This is a genomic window from Haloferax volcanii DS2, from assembly GCF_000025685.1.
Classification (GTDB): domain Archaea; phylum Halobacteriota; class Halobacteria; order Halobacteriales; family Haloferacaceae; genus Haloferax; species Haloferax volcanii.
Genome location: NC_013967.1, coordinates 2733445 through 2749092 on the forward strand (window position 1 = coordinate 2733445; position 15648 = coordinate 2749092).

At 69.3% G+C, this 15648-nt stretch carries 17 protein-coding genes; 9 read left to right on the forward strand and 8 right to left on the reverse strand.

Annotation, left to right across the window (positions count from 1 at the left end; genetic code table 11):
- Positions 1-3 precede the first annotated feature (3 nt).
- Both HVO_RS18705 and HVO_RS18710 read right to left on the reverse strand, forming a co-directional pair.
- Positions 4-1008, reverse strand: a complete 1005-nt coding sequence (locus HVO_RS18705) for an alpha/beta fold hydrolase (RefSeq protein WP_004044713.1) — start codon at positions 1006-1008, stop codon at positions 4-6.
- 108 nt (positions 1009-1116) lie between these two features.
- Positions 1117-2034, reverse strand: coding sequence for an HhH-GPD family protein (locus HVO_RS18710; RefSeq protein WP_004044714.1), 918 nt, complete (start codon positions 2032-2034; stop codon positions 1117-1119).
- Between the two features lie 104 nt (positions 2035-2138).
- On the opposite strand from HVO_RS18710, the gene HVO_RS18715 reads away from it, so the two are divergent.
- The gene (locus HVO_RS18715; protein ID WP_004044715.1) at positions 2139-2462 is read left to right on the forward strand and encodes a hypothetical protein; all 324 of its coding nucleotides are present in this window, start codon (positions 2139-2141) and stop codon (positions 2460-2462) included.
- A 42-nt stretch (positions 2463-2504) separates the two neighbouring features.
- Here HVO_RS18715 and HVO_RS18720 read toward each other — a convergent pair whose 3' ends face one another.
- Positions 2505-2972 carry a hypothetical protein gene (locus tag HVO_RS18720; protein ID WP_004044716.1) on the reverse strand — a complete coding sequence of 156 codons (468 nt, stop codon included), beginning with the start codon at positions 2970-2972 and terminating at the stop codon, positions 2505-2507.
- Positions 2973-3065: 93 nt separating this feature from the next.
- Here HVO_RS18720 and HVO_RS18725 point away from each other — a divergent pair, with 93 nt between their 5' ends.
- The 4 genes from HVO_RS18725 (at position 3066) to gatE (ending at position 7208) form a co-directional block, all read left to right on the forward strand.
- The gene (locus HVO_RS18725; RefSeq protein ID WP_004044717.1) at positions 3066-3329 is read left to right on the forward strand and encodes a BolA family protein; all 264 of its coding nucleotides are present in this window, start codon (positions 3066-3068) and stop codon (positions 3327-3329) included.
- A 147-nt stretch (positions 3330-3476) separates the two neighbouring features.
- Positions 3477-4886 (forward strand): class II fumarate hydratase, encoded by a 1410-nt coding sequence (locus HVO_RS18730; protein ID WP_004044718.1) that lies wholly within the window; start codon positions 3477-3479, stop codon positions 4884-4886.
- 235 nt (positions 4887-5121) lie between these two features.
- Positions 5122-5286, forward strand: coding sequence for an HVO_2901 family zinc finger protein (locus tag HVO_RS21495; protein WP_013035362.1), 165 nt, complete (start codon positions 5122-5124; stop codon positions 5284-5286).
- A 47-nt stretch (positions 5287-5333) separates the two neighbouring features.
- Positions 5334-7208 (forward strand): Glu-tRNA(Gln) amidotransferase subunit GatE, encoded by a 1875-nt coding sequence (gene gatE / locus HVO_RS18735; RefSeq protein ID WP_004044719.1) that lies wholly within the window; start codon positions 5334-5336, stop codon positions 7206-7208.
- A gap of 52 nt (positions 7209-7260) precedes the next feature.
- On the opposite strand, the gene HVO_RS18740 is transcribed toward gatE, so the two are convergent.
- Entirely contained in the window at positions 7261-7788 is a 528-nt protein-coding gene (locus HVO_RS18740) for a hypothetical protein (protein ID WP_004044720.1), read from the reverse strand.
- A 1-nt stretch (position 7789) separates the two neighbouring features.
- Complete coding sequence (locus HVO_RS18745; RefSeq protein WP_004044721.1) at positions 7790-8710, reverse strand: M48 family metallopeptidase; 921 nt, start codon at positions 8708-8710, stop codon at positions 7790-7792.
- Between the two features lie 176 nt (positions 8711-8886).
- On the opposite strand from HVO_RS18745, the gene HVO_RS18750 reads away from it, so the two are divergent.
- Positions 8887-9348 carry a MaoC family dehydratase gene (locus HVO_RS18750; protein WP_004044722.1) on the forward strand — a complete coding sequence of 154 codons (462 nt, stop codon included), beginning with the start codon at positions 8887-8889 and terminating at the stop codon, positions 9346-9348.
- Between the two features lie 10 nt (positions 9349-9358).
- Here HVO_RS18750 and HVO_RS18755 read toward each other — a convergent pair whose 3' ends face one another.
- Entirely contained in the window at positions 9359-10186 is an 828-nt protein-coding gene (locus HVO_RS18755) for an RNA methyltransferase (RefSeq protein WP_004044723.1), read from the reverse strand.
- Positions 10183-10770 carry a hypothetical protein gene (locus HVO_RS18760; protein ID WP_004044724.1) on the reverse strand — a complete coding sequence of 196 codons (588 nt, stop codon included), beginning with the start codon at positions 10768-10770 and terminating at the stop codon, positions 10183-10185. Before HVO_RS18760 ends, HVO_RS18755 begins: the two co-directional genes overlap by 4 nt.
- Before the next feature lie 141 nt (positions 10771-10911).
- Here HVO_RS18760 and folP point away from each other — a divergent pair, with 141 nt between their 5' ends.
- Positions 10912-12051: a dihydropteroate synthase gene (folP, locus tag HVO_RS18765; protein ID WP_004044725.1), complete on the forward strand. Its 1140-nt coding sequence runs from the start codon at positions 10912-10914 to the stop codon at positions 12049-12051.
- Between the two features lie 188 nt (positions 12052-12239).
- Entirely contained in the window at positions 12240-12923 is a 684-nt protein-coding gene (locus HVO_RS18770) for a 6-hydroxymethylpterin diphosphokinase MptE-like protein (protein ID WP_004044727.1), read from the forward strand.
- A gap of 67 nt (positions 12924-12990) precedes the next feature.
- Here the strand turns inward: HVO_RS18770 and HVO_RS18775 are convergent, their stop codons facing one another.
- Positions 12991-13752 (reverse strand): hypothetical protein, encoded by a 762-nt coding sequence (locus HVO_RS18775; RefSeq protein WP_004044729.1) that lies wholly within the window; start codon positions 13750-13752, stop codon positions 12991-12993.
- Between the two features lie 387 nt (positions 13753-14139).
- Between HVO_RS18775 and HVO_RS18780 the strand changes: the two genes are divergently transcribed.
- On the forward strand, positions 14140-15594 hold the full coding sequence (locus HVO_RS18780; protein ID WP_004044731.1) for a cryptochrome/photolyase family protein: 1455 nt from the start codon (positions 14140-14142) through the stop codon (positions 15592-15594).
- Positions 15595-15648: the final 54 nt, after the last annotated feature.

Sequence of the window (15648 nt, forward strand, 5' to 3'; positions counted from 1 at the left end):
ATATCAAACGCGGTGGTGCGATTCGGCGGCGGCGGTCGACCCCGGAGAGGCGTCCGAAGCATCCGGGTCGAGCGACCCCGCGGCACGGCACTGTTCGTCCAGCGCGTCGGGGACGCTCCGGAGAAGCGTCCGGAGGTGATCTGCGCCACGCACCGCTCGAAGCCGCGCGCCGGATATCTCGGATTCGAGGCGTCTCGCGCCGGCTATCGGGACGTTCGTGTCGGCGTCGCCGTGCCACAGGGACACGTCGGCCTCGATGTCGTCGAAGGGAATCCCCCACCGCGCGGCCGCGGTTCGGAAGTCGTCGACCGCGCCCCGCCGCGAGCGACTGACCCCTGCCACGAAGTCGTCTCGAACCAGCGCGGCGACCCCCTCTGGAACCGCTCCGTCCGCGTCGTCGGCCGTGTACTGCGCGACGACGACCGAGGGGTCGAGTCTGTCGGCGAGCCACGCCTGTCCGCGGAAGAGATAGCCGAGGAGCGCCGGCACGTTCGTCGCCAGCCACGACAGGAGTCGTTGCGTGCCGGGCGTCTCCTCGCGCGCTCCCGGAGGAACCGCCCCCGCGACGACGCTCACGTGCCGAACCCTGTCCGGCCGCGCCGACGCGACAGCCAACGCGTCGCGGCTCCCACCGGAGAACGCGACGACCCCCGCCGATTGCGCGCCGATGTCGTCGAGGAGCGCGTCGAAGAAGTCCGCGGGTGTCGGTTCCGCGGGTCGCTGGCTCGGGTCACCCGATTCCTCGGGTATCGGGCACGGCGACGAACGGCCGTAGCCGGGTCTGTCGGGCGCGAGGACTCTGATTCCGCGTTCCTCAGCGGGCGCGTCGAACAGCGCCCCGAGGAGGCGCGACCCCGGCGCGCCGTGGAGAAACACGACTGGGATGCCGTCGGAATCGCCGTACTCGGCGTATGCGAGTCGCCCTCCGCCGTCCAGCGCGAGGGTCTTCGCTTCGGCGGACTCCGCGGCTTCGCGAGGGTCGAACGACGACGCGTCGCGTGTTGCCATCGAGTGTACGTAGTCGGAACCGAGGGGTGCGACTGCTGCCGGACTAGTCCGGTGGGATAAATGCGGGCGACGAGACAACCGCGGCGAGCGCCATCAACGGAGCGCAGGCTACTTCGCCAGCGAGACGCGGACGCCGTCGTCGCCCTCCGCGACGTCGACGAGGCCGTCGGATTCGAGGTCGTCGACGAGACCGCGGAGCCACTCCGCTCCCGTGTCGCCGCCGTAATCGACGCGGACTCGCGGCCCCAACTCCGAGAGGCCGAGTTCGTCGTACTCGCCGAGAATCCTGACGACCCGGCCGCGGAACTGCCGCCGACTCCCTTCGAAACTCGGCTGGGTCGGCACGTCGGGCGCGGTGAAGTCGCCGGTCTCGTAGGCGTGGCAGAACCGCCGCCACGGACAGCCGGACTCGTCGCAGGTGGGCGTCTTCCCGCAGGCCACGCCCCCCAATTCCATGATGGCGTTGTTCCAGACGCGGGACTCGCCGTCGGGCATGAGTTCCGAGGCGGCGGCTTCGAACGCCGCGTCGTCGTCGGGGACCGCGAAGGCGCGGTGCAGCACCCGCTTGACGTTGGTGTCGACCACCGCGTCGCCGTTGTTGAACGCGAAGGAGGCGACCGCGTTGGCGGTGTAGGGGCCGACGCCCATCAGCTCGGAGAGGCCGTCGGGCGTCCGGGGGAACTCGCCGCCGTGGTCCTCTTCGACCTGCCGAGCGGCCTCGTGGAGGTACTTCGCGCGGTTGTTGTAGCCCAGTCGGTGGTCCGTCCAGAAGCCGACCACGTCGGCGCGGTCGGCCGCCGCGAGGTCGGCCGTCGTCGGCCACTCGTCGAGGAACGCCTCCCACGCCTCGACCACGCGGCCGAGTTGGGTCTGCTGGCTCATCACCTCGGAGACGAGAATCTCGTAGGGGTCGTCGGTGCGCCGCCACGGGAAGTCCCGGTGGTCGGCCTCGTACCACTCGGTGAGCGCGGACTGGACTGCTTCGCGGTCGAGGTCGGCGGGGAGTTCGGACGACGCGTCGCTCATCGCCCCGGCTTGGGACGGCCGGCGTTTAGCCGTGGCGATGCCGGAGCGCGGTCCTTCCCGCGCGGTCGAAACGCGTATCCCCGTGACGGCCCCATCGCCGGGCGATGACGCTCGACGAACTCACAGACGACGTTGACGCGGCTTACGGAGACCTCGGAGACAGCCTCGACGTGTCGCTCGACCGCGAGACGCGACACGAACTCGCCATGCTCGTCGCCCTGTTCGACCCCGACGACGCGGACGAACTCGTCCGCCGGGCGGTCCACGCGCTGTTCCAGTCGGAACTCGACCGCGGCCAACTGGACTTCCACCTCCGGCAGGGCTACGACGTGACCTACGACGAGTACCTCGCGGGGATGACCTACGACGAGATGACCGGGCAGTCGCAGGCCCCGCCGCGGGACGACGTGCGCCGCTATCAGATGTAAACGCGGCCGAGAGCGACCCGCCCCGCTCCGACCAGACCCGACTCAGACGATTTCGGCTTCGATTTCGACGCCGTCGATGCGGCGGTAGCGGTGGGGTTCGCTGTCGCCGCCGTCGCCGTCACTGTCGCCGTCGCCATCGCCGCCACGGTCGACCTCGAACGCCCGGAGGAGCACCACCAGTCGGCCGTCGCCGAGGTTGGCGCGGAGGACGACGCCCTCGCCGGTGACGACCACGTAGGGCGGGGCCGCGACGGGCGGCGCGGCCATCGGTCGACCGGTAGCCGTCACCGCGTCGGCGAGCGCCCGCGGCAGGCGAGACAGCGCGCCGGATCCGTCGAGCGCGCGCCTGAACGGGGGCACGACGCGCTCGCGGTCCGTCACGGAATCGCCGTCCCACTCCGCGGTGACGGCGGTGGCGCACTGGCCGACGACGGTCAGCAGTCGCTCGTGGTCGTCGCGGAGCACGCGGACGGCCTCCTCGGGCCCGGCGGTGGGTGTCGCGTCAGTCACGACCCGAGGTGCGTCGTCCCCGAATAAAAACCTCCGCGAGCGCGGTCGCCACCTCCCGGACGCTTTTTCCCGGCGCGGGCCGCCAGTACGCACATGGAACTCGCCGCCATCGAGGACCTCATCGAATCGCACATCGAGGACGCCGACGCGACGGTCTCGCGGCCGCGAACGGTCGACCAGGACCACGAGGACGACCACTACGCCGCCGTCGTCGTCTCGCCCGCCTTCGAGGGGAAGTCGCTCGTCCAACAGCACCAGCTCGTCTACGACGCCCTCGGCGACCACATGACGACGGACATCCACGCGATGGAGCTGAAGACGTACACGCCCGAGGAGTACGCGGCGCGCGAGGAGTGACCGAACCGCCGCGGTCGCCGCGGCCGTCGCGGTTGGCATGTCAGCCGACGCGCCGACTGACGCGCCGCGCGACCGCCGACAGTCGCGGCTGTCAGTGAGGCGCACGGACCAATGGATTTTACCTCCTGCCAAAACGACCCCCGAATCATGGGCGACGATGATTATCGAATCGAGCGGGACAGTCTCGGCGAGATGGAAGTGCCTGTCGACGCCTACTGGGGCGCACAGACCCAGCGGGCGGTCGAGAACTTCCCAATCTCCGGCATCACCTTCGGGCGGCGGTTCGTCCGCGCGCTCGGCGTGGTGAAGAAGGCCGCCGCGCAGGCCAACCGCGACCTCGGCATGATAGACGAGGGCGTCGCGGCCGCCATCGTCGAGGCCGCCGACGAGGTCATCGCCGGCGAACTCGACGACCAGTTCCCCGTCGACGTGTTCCAGACCGGTTCGGGCACGTCCTCGAACATGAACGCCAACGAGGTCATCGCCAACCGCGCCGCGGAGATTATGGGCGAGGGCATCGGTGACCGCGTCGTCCACCCGAACGACCACGTCAACTTCGGCCAGTCCTCCAACGACGTGATTCCGACGGCCATGCACGTCGCCTCCCTCGAAGCCGTCGAGAAGGACCTGCTTCCCGCGCTGGAGACGCTCGCCGCGGCGCTCGGCGACAAGGAAGCCGAGTTCGACGGCGTCGTCAAGACCGGCCGAACCCACTTGCAGGACGCCACGCCCGTCCGCCTCGGACAGGAGTTCGGCGGCTACCGCACGCAGGTCGAAAAGGGTATCCGCCGCGTCGAGAACGTGCGCGAGCACCTCGGCGAACTCGCGCTCGGCGGCACCGCGGTCGGCACGGGACTCAACACGCACCCCGAGTTCCCGGCGAAGGCAGCCGAGTACATGACCGAGGAGACCGGCGTCGAGTTCCGCGAGGCCGACAACCACTTCGAGGCGCAGGCGGCCCACGACGCGATGAGCGAGGCCCACGGCGCGCTCCGCACCGTCGCCGGCTCCCTGAACAAAATCGCAAACGACCTCCGCCTGCTCGCGTCCGGCCCGCGCAACGGGCTCGGGGAACTCGAACAGCCGGAGAACCAGCCCGGCTCCTCCATCATGCCCGGGAAAATCAACCCGGTCGTCGCGGAGGCGGTCAATCAGGTCCACAAGCAGGTCGTCGGCAACGACGCCGCCGTCTCCGCCGGTGCCGCGGAGGGCCAAATCGACCTCAACCTCTACAAGCCCGTTCTCGCGCACAACTTCCTCGAATCAGCGAAGCTGCTGGCGAACTCCTCGGAGGTCTTCGCCGAGCGGTTCGTCGCCAAACTCGAAGCTAACGAGGAACACTGCGAGACGCGGGTCGAACAGTCGATGGCGCTGGCGACGGCGCTCAACCCCGCAATCGGCTACGACAAGGCCTCGAAGGTGGCGAAGAAGGCGCTCGCTGAGGACAAAAGCGTCCGACAGGTCGCCGTCGACGAGGGCTACCTCACCGAGGCGGAAGCCGACGAGGTGCTCGACCCCGAGAAGATGACCCATCGCGGCATCCTCGGCGACGACTGAGCTCCGGCGAAAAGCAGTCCATTTTTTGATACGTTGAGTCGAGCGGGCGACCCGCTCGGTTCGGGTCGCGTTCGCGTCGATTTCGGTCAGTTCAGCCGCGAAGACGGTTATATTTACTCGGCTCGCGGTAGCAATCGCACTCCGGCGCTGCCGTGACAGTTACCCCCGAGTGAAGAACTGTCACGAAATCTCGAAAATCGGTATTTTGAAGCTTGATTTTGACGATTATACCAGTATGGCCGGACTGCAACAGCAGCGGGCCCGCGGGCGAGACATGTTGGAGTGTCGAGGTTGTGGGGCCGTATTCCCGGAGGGACGAGCGACGAACGACGGGTGGACGTACGTCTGTCCCGAGTGTGAACAGGTCGAAGGTATCGGCGAGGGGCTTCGTCGCCTCTGACGGCAGACTGAATCCTTTTTTACTCCCCCCGAACGCAGGGAGTACCAATGACCGAGTACGACTACGACTACGAGGACCTCGGCCTCGTGGCTGGGCTGGAGATTCACCAGCAACTCGACACCGAGACGAAGCTGTTCTGCGGGTGTCCGACCGACCTCCGCGAGCCCGACGAGGCGACGCGCACGTTCACGCGCTTCCTCCACCCGACCAAGAGCGAACTGGGCGAACTCGACGACGCCGCGCTCGAAGAGAGCCGCGTCGAACGCGAGTTCGAGTATCTCGCCTACGACTCGACCTGTCTGGTCGAAGAGGACGACGAGCCGCCGCACGAACTCGACCACGAGGCGCGGACGGTCGCCATGCAGATTGCCGAACTGCTCGACATGAACGTCGTCGACGAGGCGCACGTCATGCGCAAGCTCGTCATCGACGGCTCGAACACCTCGGGGTTCCAGCGCTCGTCGCTCATCGCGCAGGAAGGCGAGATTCAGACCGAAGACGGCCCCGTCTCCGTCGTGGACCTCATGCTCGAAGAGGAGTCCGCCCAGCGCGTCGAAGAGCGAGACGACGGCGTCCTATACAGCCTCGACCGCCTCGGCATCCCGCTCGTCGAAATCGGCACCGGCCCGGACATCTCCTCGCCCGAACAGGCGCGCGAGGCGGCCCAGACCATCGGGATGCTCCTGCGCTCGACCGGGAAGGTCAAACGCGGCCTCGGCACCATCCGGCAGGACGTGAACGTCTCCATCGCCGACGGCGCGCGCGTCGAAATCAAGGGCGTGCAGGCGCTCGACCAAATCGACGAAATCGTCCGCTTCGAGGTCGGCCGACAGGCGGAACTCGTCGAGATTCGTGACGAACTCCAGTCGCGCGACGCCTCCGTCGGCGGCGTGGCCGACGTGACCGACGTGTTCGAGGACTCGGACTCCGGCGTCATCCGCGGCGCGCTCGACGCCGGCGGGAAGGTCACGGCCGTCCCGCTGTACGGCTTCGACGGCCTCGTCGGCCGCGAACTCCAGCCCGACCGCCGCCTCGGCACCGAACTCTCCGACCACGCCAAGCGCCACGGCGCGGGCGGCATCTTCCACACCGACGAACTCCCGGCCTACGGCGTCACCGAGGCCGAGGTCGAATCGCTCCGCGAGGCGGTCGACGCCGGCCCCGAGGACGCGGTCGCCATCGTCGCCGACGACCCCGAGACGGCCGACCTCGCCATCGACGCGGTCGCAGAACGCGCCGAAGTCGCCATCGAGGAGGTCCCCGAGGAGACCCGCGGGGCCAACGACGACGGCACGACGCGCTACCTCCGCCCGCTCCCCGGCGCGGCCCGAATGTACCCCGAGACGGACGTACCCCCCGTCGACCTCGACCCGAGCGACGTGGAGACGCCCGAACTCCTGACCGAGAAGGTCGACCGCTACCAAGCCGAGTTCGGCCTCGACGCCGGCCTCGCGGAGCAGGTCGCCTACGGCCGGACGATGCCGCTGTTCGAGGAGGCCGTGGACGCCGGCATCGACGCGACGTTCGCGGCGGGGCTGCTCGAATCGACGCTGACCGAACTCCGCCGCGACGACGTGGCCGTCTCCGAACTCACCGACGACCACCTGCTCGCGGTCATGCAGCTCGTCGAGGACGGCGACCTCGCCAAGGAGGGCGTCAACGACGTGCTCACCACCATCGCCGAGGACCCGAGCCTCACGGCCGAGGAAGCCGTCGAGGAGGCCGGCCTCTCCGGCGTCTCCGAAGAGGAGGTCCGCGAGGCCATCGCGGAGGTCGTCGAGCGCAACGCCGACCAAGTCGAACAGCAGGGCATGGGCGCGTTCTCGGCGCTCATGGGCGAGGCGATGGGCGCGCTCCGCGGCAAGGCCGACGGCGGCGTCGTCAGCGACGTGCTCCGCGAGGAGATTCAAAAGCGGGCCTGACCGCCGAGGCTTCGGACCGCATCCCGTTTTCTCCGTTCTCCGTTCTCCGTTCTCACGACGCCGAGCGCCCGCTCTCGCGGACGAACCGCCGCCAGCCCCACCGCCCCGCGAACTCGACGCCGGCCGCGACGACGAGAAGCACCAACAGCACCGGCCCGAAGATGAGGAACATCCCCAGCGCATCGGTCTCGCCGCGGACGTGGAGGAACGCCCACCAGACGAGTTCCGTGACGCCGAACAGGCCGACGAGCGGCGCGACCAGCCCGCGGCGAGCGAACAGCAGGGCCGAAACGGCGACGAACCCGGCGAGCAGGAGGAACGAAACGCCGAGGAAGCCCGCCGCAGTCAGCGGGTCTTCGACCAGCCCCGAGGGGAACGCGTCGGTGACGAGTCGGGGCGCGGTCCAGACGGCGAGCGTGGCGAGGGCGTAGCCGCCGCTGACGAGCGCGGGCGTCAGGAAGCTTCGGGCGCTCCGGGCGCGGGTCGCGTAGACGACGGCGACGGTGCCGAGCGCGGCGGCGACGGCGACGATGTGAGTGAGAAGCCAGTTGCCGAGCACCGGGTCGGGCGAGCCGGGCATCTCAGCGCACCTCGATTCGCGTCATCGACTCGTCGGCCATCGCTGCCAGTCGCTCCACGCGCTCGTCGGTCGAGGGGTGGGTCGAAAGCAGGTCCGACACCGAGTCTTCGACCTCGACCTCGCCGTACACCCACAGCGGCGACAGGCCGTGTTGCGGCCGGGCGGCCCGCTCTAACTTCCGCAGGGCCGACGCGAGCGCCATCGGCTTGTCCGTCACCTCGGCGGCCCGCGCGTCGGCCGCGAACTCCCGTTTTCTCGACTGCGACCGGACGAACACGGTGAGGCCGAAGCCGAACAGCCCGACGAACTCGTCCAGTCGGAGGCGAACCCGCCCGGCGAGCGTCTCGGTCCACGACCCCGGCCGGCCGCGCATCCACGCCGAGCCGAGGGCGACGCCCGTCGTCAGGAACGTCACCGGCGAGACGAACAGGTAGCCGACGCCGACGACCGTCTGGAGGACGCTCGCCACGAGCGACTGGACCAGCCCGTCTTTCCGTTCGAGGTGCGCGAGTTCGTGCGCGAGCAGCGCCTCGAACTCGTCGGCGTCGAGGAGGCGGAACAGCGAGGCGTCGAGGACGACCACGTCGCGGCCCATCGGGTCGAGCGCCATCGCGTTCGGCGCGGCGAAACGCGCGAGCTTCAGCGTCGGCGGGTCGAGGTCCATCCGCTCGGCGAGGCGGTCGCGGAGGCGGTGGACCGACGGCGACTCCGCGGGCGACATATCCCGCGCGTCGAGTTGGCTGAGCAGGCGCACCGTGCCGAAGCGGAAGCTCAGATAGCCGAGGACGACGGCGACTGCGACGCCGACGACGGCGGCGGTCAGGGGGTCGGGGCGAAGCCGCCAGAGCGTCACCACCGCGAACGCGCTGAGCGCGCTGAGCGAGAGGTAGAACGCGAGGACGACGACGCCGACGACGACCATCGGGAAGCGAGAGCGGCGCGGGGACGTTGCCATCTCGCGTGGGGATACGGGGTCGGACCGCAAAAGCTGTCTGGCACTCAGGGGCGGGGGAACGAAAACGGGGTGCGCTCGGCCGCGCGCGCCGCCCGGACCGCCGACACCGCTACTTTCTCCACGGGGCCGGCCGAAGGGGAGTCATGCAGTCCTTCGAGGATTTCGCGGCCGGCGACACCCACGAGTTCGGCGCGTACGACGTGACCGAAGCGGAGGTGCTGGAGTTCGCCGAACAGTACGACCCGCAGTGGTTCCACACCGACCCGGAGCGCGCCGAGTCCGAGTCGATGTACGGCGGCGTCATCGCCAGCGGTTGGCACACCACGGCGATGACGATGCGCCTGCTCGTTGACGGCTTCCTCGGTGACTCGGCCGCCCTCGGCGCGAAAGGCGTCGACGAGCTTCGCTGGTGGAAACCGGTGTATCCGGGGGACACGCTCGTCGTGGAAAACGAGGTGCTGGAGACGACCGTCGAGACCGACAGCCGCGGCCTCGTGGAGATTCGGACGACGACCCGCGCGGAGCGCGAGTCCGGAGAGGTCGAGAAAGTCTGTTCGTTCGTGAGCTACGTGATGTTCGCCCGCCGGGACGACGACGCGGAGTAGCGCGGACGCGTCAGCTCTCGTCGTCGCGGAAGCGGTCCGGGTCGCGGACGGCCTCGGCGGCCCGACGGAACACGCCCGTCAGCGTCGCGGCCTCGCGCTCGGTCGGGTGGGCGCGGCCGAGCAGTCGGCGCATCATCCGCGAGGTCTTGGTTCGCTTGTGTTCGCGGTAGTCCACGGCGTCGAGCAACTCGTCGAAAAAGCGGTAGACGACCTCGATTTCCGCCTCTGAGGCGCGCTCGCGCTCCACATCCGGTAGCTGCGTCTCCTCGACCGTAAACCGGCGAAGTTCGTACATGAGAAGCGTCGCCGCCTGCCCGAGGTTGAGCACGGGATAGCGGTCGTCGGCGGGGATACAACAGACCTCGTCGAGCATCGCCAACTCCTCGTTGTCGAGGCCGGTTCCCTCGCGGCCGAAGACGAGCGCGGTCTTCGTCTCCACCGACTCCAGCGAGTCAGCGATTTCGACCGGCGTCTTGAACGGGTAGCGGACGTGCCGGGTGGAGTCCTCGTGGGAGACCGCGGTCGTCCCGACGGTGTGGAACTCCTCGACGACCTCCTCTAGGGTCGTCTCGGTGGCGTTCGGAAGCACGTCCTCGCGGGCGTGGCCGGCGAAGCCGTAGGCCTCGCCGTCGGGGTCGAGCGGCGGCGGGTCGACGAGGCGGAGGTCGTAGATGCCGAAGTTCTTCATCGCCCGCGCGATGGTCCCGACGTTGCCGGGCGTCTCGGGTTCGACGACGACGACGACGAACTCGCGGTCCCCGGCGTCACCGGTGGCCGTGTTGGCGGTATCGGCGGCGTCGGCAACATCGACGACGTCGGCGTCTGGGTCGTCGCTCATTTCGTCGGGTAGTCCGTGTCGAGGTCGACGCCGTCGAGGTCGTCTTCGGTCAGGGGCGTCCCGTCCTCGTCGTCCGCGCCGGGGCCGTAGTCGCGGAGGTTGATACGCTCGCCCTCGACGAAGTTCTCCTCCAGTCGGCGCTGTATCTCGTTGGCGTCCGGCGGCGACGGGAGTTCGTCGGGTTCGGTGTCGACGTACTCCAGCCCGCCGTAGCCGTCGGGCGCGCGGCCGCCGGCGGCGAACCACTCGTGGAAGGCGTCGGCGAACACCGCGTCGCCGACGAGGTCGCGGCCGTCCTCCTCGCGGAACCAGTAGAGGAAGTCCGGCTCGTGGTGCTCGCAGAGAAGCACCTCCTCGCGGGGCTCGCCGTAGACGATGGCGGCCTGTCGGCACTGCTGTATCTCCTCGTCGCCGTGGATTAGATAGCAGGCGTCGCACGGCTCCTCGACGAGCGAGACGAGGCGCATGAGACGCTCCCGTGGGTCCTCGGGAATCTCGTCGAGCGGTTTGAACTCGCCCTCGTCGGTGAATATCTCGGACTCTTCGAAGCGCCATCCGCGGAGTCCGACGCTGACCTTCGCCATGGTCCGAGGTAGCCGAGCGGCGGATAAAAGTGGCGTGATGCCGGTCAGTCGTCCGCGAGCGACGGCGAACGAGCGCCGCAGGGCTGGCTGCCCGCCTTCCGCGACCGGTCGGCATATAGTCGTGTGGTCCAACCGACGGGTATGCGCACCGTCGATGCGGCAGGACTCGAAATCGGCGACGACCACCCGCCCCGAATCATGGGCGTGCTGAACGTCTCCAAGGAGTCCCCGTACAAGCCGAGCGTGTTCAACGACCCGAGCGAGGCCGCCGAGTACGTCGACCGCGAACTCATCGACGAGGGGGCCGACATCGTCGATATCGGCCTCGAATCCGCGAACAAGCGCCTCGACGTGCTGTCGGCCGAAGACGAACTCGACCGCCTCGATACGGCGCTTTCGGTCCTCGACAGCGTCTCCGGCGACGCCGTCTTCTCCATCGAGACGCGCTACCACGAGGTCGCGGAGGCGGCGCTCGACGGTGGGTTCGACATGGTCAACGATATCTGCGGCTTCGCCGACCCGGTGATGCCCCGCGTCTGCGAGGAGTTCGACGCCGCCGTCGCCAAGATGGCGAGCCCCCCGGACCTCACCCGCCCCGGTGCAATCGAGGAGGTCGACGACATCTACGACGCCCTCGAACTGAACGGCTTCACCGACAAGACCATCCTCGACCCCGCTTTCGGCGGCTGGTCGGAGGCGAAGACGCTCGAACACGACCGCGAGACGTTCGACCGCCTGCGGGAGTTCCGCGGCTACGGCTACCCCATCCTGGTCTCCATCAACCGCAAGAACTTCCTCCGCGACGTGGCCGGCCGCTCGACCGAGGAAGCCCTGCCCGTCAGCCTCGCCGCCACGTCGATGGCGGTCGAGCGCGGTGCCCATGTCGTCCGGACTCACGACGTGAAAGAGACCCGCGACGCGGCCCTCATCGGTCACGAGTTCGAGCGCCGTCGCGTCCGCGACCCCGGCGACGTGTCGGTCGAGGAACTCGACGTGACGACGACCGGCGAGGCCGCCAGACACCTCGACCGGGTCGGCGCGAACCGCGACCTCGCCGCCGAGAGCGTCATGCGCGTCTTCGAACTGGAAGGACTCGGAGCCGACGACCGCGAGGCCCTCGAAGCCGCCGCCGGCGACGCGGGAGCCGTCTTGGCCGCCGGCGACACCGGGGCGCTGCTGGTCGGGACGCCCGCCGCGCTCGCCCGGCTTTCGACGCTCGTCACGGACGCCTCCGACGCCCTCGAAGCCGCCCTCGAAACGGTCGAGCGGGCGACGCGATAACTGGTTCGTGAACCCCTCACAGACCCGTCTCGCCGTCTGACGTTCGGCAGACGTTGACCGTTCTACTAAGAGAAAACTTATACCATCCGACTCTAAAACGGTCCTGTGGACGCCGGAAGGGCACGCGGGTAGGGGTACACGAGTGCCGTTCCGGCCCATACAGTTACATTCTGAGCGACAGCTATACCATGGATTTCACCACGTGGGAACCCGTCTACGGGCGGATTCTCGACGACTTCGGCTTCGACCGAACCGGCGACGAGCGCGCCAGAGACGCGCTCGCGGACCTCGTGAAACCGTTCGACCGCGACCGGCTGAACTGGGCGGGCGCGACCGTCGCCGTCTGCGGGGCGGCCCCGACGCTCGACGCCGAACTCGACCGACTCGACGACCCCGACGTGGACGTGGTCGTCGCCGCCTCCACCGCAGCCGACGCGGTGCGAGACGCCGGGTTCGACCTCGATTTGATGGTGACGGACCTCGACAAGAACCCCGAGACGGCGGTCGAACTAACCGAATCGGGCGTGCCCGTCGCGGCCCACGCCCACGGCGACAACCTTCCCGCGGTCCGCGAGTGGGTTCCACAGTTCGACGCCGACCACGTCCTCGGGACGACGCAGGCGGCTCCCGTCGGCCCCGTCGTCAACTGGGGCGGCTTCACCGACGGCGACCGAGCGGCCTTCATCGCCGACGAACTCGGGGCGAAGCGGCTCGTCTTCGCCGGCTGGGACTTCGACGACCCGACCGTGGACGCGATGAAAGCGCGGAAACTCCGGTGGGCGGAGCGCCTGCTCCGGTGGCTCGAACGACGCCGCGACGAGCGCTTTTCGGTGCTCGACGGGCGGCGCGACGGCATCGACCCGCTCCCCTGAGAGGCCCGCGATCGCGCCGACCCGTCGGCGCTCGTCGGGCGCGGCGTGCCTCGCGCTCTCGCCTCGCTTACCGCGTGTTCTGCGGGTGCACGCCGGCACCCTCGTCGGACCCGGACTGTTCGGCCGCCGACTGCTCGACCACGCCGTCGAACAGCGTCGCGTCACAGCCCCGGCAGACGGCCGAGACGTGCCGTTTCGTCCCGTCGGAGGTCCGCACCCGTTCGGTTTCGACCGCGACCGCGCCGTCACAGGTCGGGCACGTCTGGAGACACAACCGAAGCGCCCCGAGGACGCGGTTCCGGTCGGCCGTCGAGAGCCGCCACCACTCGGGGTAGTACCGGCGGAACGTCGCGACCGCCGTGCGGTCGGCGACGAACGCGGCGCGGGAGGACCACCGACCGACGGTTCCGTGGTCGAGTCGCGCGAACAGCCCCCGCTCGGTCCACCCCATCTCGATTCTGTCCGAGTCGACGCCGAGAAGCGCCGCGAGCGTCTCGCGGTCGCCGTCTCGCCCGTCGGCTTCGAGCATTCGGGCGCGCCAGTCGTCGGCGAACTGCGGCGACAGCGAGAGGCTGTCGTCCGCGTCGGTCGCGAAGACGCCCGCGCCGTGCAACGCGGCGGCGAGGTCGACCCGGCCGTCGAGCGAGAGCGGCGGCGACGGCCGCGCCGACGGGAGTTGCGGGGGCGACGGCGAGGCCGACGAGAGTTCGAGGAACGCGAAGCCGAAGACGACGACGGGCGGGAGCACGCCGAGGAACGCGCCGTAGGGGACCCAGACGAGCCACCCGAGCGTCCCGCAGACGAACGTCAAGAGGAGGAGCGGAAACACGAGCGGAGACCGGAGACGCGGCTGTCGGACCCCGGAGTCAGGAAGGCAGCGATGCCCGGACATACCAGAACCGTGGGTACGACGCCGTATAGGTATGAACCGGGTACACCAGATAGCAAGAACGTAAACGTGCTCCCGTGCCGGACTTCGGTCGATAACATCACATTACCCGCGACAGTCGCGCCGCCGCGAGTGTCGACTATCGTACCACATCCATGCCAACGGGTGTCCGAACACGAGCGACTGCCGCCGCGAGACGCGGTAGGACACCGTTTCCAGCGACAGCGAGCGATTAAGTGCAGTCGAACGAGCCGGTCGGCCGATTTTTCGGCCCGTCGGCGTCCGACTGCCGCTACATTCACATAGCCGCCGTCCTGAGGCGCGCACATGCAACTGCACTGGCACCGCCGGGACCTGCGCGTCGCGGACAACCGCGGCCTCGCGACGGCCGCGGAGGCGGGCCCCGTCGCCCCGCTTTTCGTCTTCGATCGGGACGTGCTCGACCACGCCGGCGCGCCCCGCGTCAGGTACTTACTCGACGCGCTCGCCGAACTCCGCGGCGCGTACCAAGAGCGCGGGAGCGACCTGCTCGTCGCCCGCGGCGACCCCCGGACGGTCGTGCCGGCGGTGGCGGCGGCGTTCGACGCCGAGCGGGCCGTGTGGGGTATCGACTACTCCGGACTCGCCCGCGAGCGCGACGCCGACGTGCGGCTCGCCCTCGACGACGCCGGCGTCGCCCGCGAGCCGGTCCACGACGCCATCTTCCACCCGCCGGGGAGCATCACGACAAACGCGGGCGACACCTACTCCGTCTACACCTACTTCTGGAAGAAGTGGCGCGACCGCGACAAACCCGACCCCTATCCGGAACCGGACGCCGACGACCTCGTCGACGCCGCCACGCTCGAATCCGCGGCCGAAGACCTCACCAACGGCGACGCAGAGTTCGACATCGCCGTCGGCGGCCTCCCGACCATCTCGGACCTCGGCTTCGAGGAGCCGTCGGCATCGGTCCAGCCGGCGGGGACCGAGGCGGCCCGCGAGCGCCTCTCGGCGTTCTGCGCGGACGCCATCTACCGCTACGCCGACGACCGCGACTACCCGACGCGGGACGCCACGTCGCGGCTCTCGACGGACCTCAAGTTCGGGACCATCGGCATCCGCGAGGTGTACGCGGCGACCGCCGCGGCCCGCGAGGGCGTCGGCGGCGAGAGAGACGAGTCGGTCGAGGAGTTCCAGTCGCAGTTGGCGTGGCGGGAGTTCTACGCCCACGTCCTCCGAGGGCATCCGAACGTCGTCACGGAGAACTACAAGGAGTACGAGGAGGACATCGCGTGGCGCGACGACGACGAGGAACTCGCGGCGTGGAAGGCGGGCGAAACCGGCTACCCCATCGTCGACGCCGGGATGCGACAGCTCCGCGAGGAGGCGTACATGCACAACCGCGTCCGGATGATCGTCGCGTCGTTCCTCACGAAGGACCTGCTGTGCGACTGGCGACACGGCTACGCGCACTTCCGCGAGCACCTCGCGGACCACGACACCGCAAACGACAACGGCGGCTGGCAGTGGGCCGCCTCGACGGGGACCGATGCCCAGCCGTACTTCCGCATCTTCAACCCGATGACGCAGGGCGAGCGCTACGACCCCGACGGCGAGTACATCAAGCGGTACGTCCCCGAGCTCTCGGACGTGACGGCCAACACCATCCACGAGTGGCACGAGCTGACCGACCTCGAACGCGAGCGGCTCGCGCCCGACTACCCGGAGCCCATCGTGGACCACGCCGAGCGCCGCGAGCGCGCGATTTCGATGTTCGAGGCCGCCCGCGGCGACGACTGAGCGACGACTGACCCCGCCTGCTGTTTTTTGCCCTCGGTCGCCGCGGCACGAACG

Coding starts and splice junctions, on each gene's coding strand:
- HVO_RS18730 (WP_004044718.1), top strand. CDS start 3,477: ATGGGCGACGATGATTATCGAATCGAGCGGGACAGTCTCGGCGAGATG.
- HVO_RS18760 (WP_004044724.1), bottom strand. CDS start 10,770: ATGGCGAAGGTCAGCGTCGGACTCCGCGGATGGCGCTTCGAAGAGTCC.
- HVO_RS18715 (WP_004044715.1), top strand. CDS start 2,139: ATGACGCTCGACGAACTCACAGACGACGTTGACGCGGCTTACGGAGAC.
- HVO_RS18780 (WP_004044731.1), top strand. CDS start 14,140: ATGCAACTGCACTGGCACCGCCGGGACCTGCGCGTCGCGGACAACCGC.
- HVO_RS18750 (WP_004044722.1), top strand. CDS start 8,887: ATGCAGTCCTTCGAGGATTTCGCGGCCGGCGACACCCACGAGTTCGGC.
- gatE (WP_004044719.1), top strand. CDS start 5,334: ATGACCGAGTACGACTACGACTACGAGGACCTCGGCCTCGTGGCTGGG.
- HVO_RS18770 (WP_004044727.1), top strand. CDS start 12,240: ATGGATTTCACCACGTGGGAACCCGTCTACGGGCGGATTCTCGACGAC.
- HVO_RS18745 (WP_004044721.1), bottom strand. CDS start 8,710: ATGGTCGTCGTCGGCGTCGTCGTCCTCGCGTTCTACCTCTCGCTCAGC.
- HVO_RS18740 (WP_004044720.1), bottom strand. CDS start 7,788: ATGCCCGGCTCGCCCGACCCGGTGCTCGGCAACTGGCTTCTCACTCAC.
- HVO_RS18755 (WP_004044723.1), bottom strand. CDS start 10,186: ATGAGCGACGACCCAGACGCCGACGTCGTCGATGTTGCCGACGCCGCC.
- HVO_RS18710 (WP_004044714.1), bottom strand. CDS start 2,034: ATGAGCGACGCGTCGTCCGAACTCCCCGCCGACCTCGACCGCGAAGCA.
- HVO_RS18705 (WP_004044713.1), bottom strand. CDS start 1,008: ATGGCAACACGCGACGCGTCGTCGTTCGACCCTCGCGAAGCCGCGGAG.
- folP (WP_004044725.1), top strand. CDS start 10,912: ATGCGCACCGTCGATGCGGCAGGACTCGAAATCGGCGACGACCACCCG.
- HVO_RS18725 (WP_004044717.1), top strand. CDS start 3,066: ATGGAACTCGCCGCCATCGAGGACCTCATCGAATCGCACATCGAGGAC.
- HVO_RS21495 (WP_013035362.1), top strand. CDS start 5,122: ATGGCCGGACTGCAACAGCAGCGGGCCCGCGGGCGAGACATGTTGGAG.